Below are 332 nucleotides of genomic sequence, written 5' to 3' on the forward strand. Positions count from 1 at the left end.
GGCCGCCTCGAGCGATACTACATTTGGACCAACCCGGACCCGACAACGCTGGCCCGTCAGTATGAGAAGTATTCGACCAGCAAGGACACATGCAAACTAGCCGCGGGCGCCGGGGAAGAGCCCTTGATGAATGGCAACGTTGAAACGGACGCGCGCGGATATTCGACTTTCCATAATCCGGAGGACGGCACTCAGCTGTCCTGGACCGAGACCGCCATCCACATTCTCGCATCACCGCTGCGGCGATACTATTTCCAGCCCTGGTTTCAGCCGGTGGCGCGCTATGGCTCTCTTGGCAGCGAAGTGGACTTTCTCGAACCTGACCCGGACCG

The 332-nt window shown here is 59.6% G+C and carries 1 protein-coding gene; it reads left to right on the forward strand.

Going from position 1 to position 332, the window contains the following annotated elements; all coding sequences use genetic code 11:
• Nucleotides 1-126 precede the first annotated feature (126 nt).
• A partial coding sequence (locus AKL29_RS42015; protein WP_152977650.1) for a hypothetical protein occupies nucleotides 127-332 on the forward strand: 206 nt, incomplete at its 3' end.

It is taken from the genome of Bradyrhizobium pachyrhizi, assembly GCF_001189245.1.
Lineage (GTDB): Bacteria > Pseudomonadota > Alphaproteobacteria > Rhizobiales > Xanthobacteraceae > Bradyrhizobium > Bradyrhizobium pachyrhizi.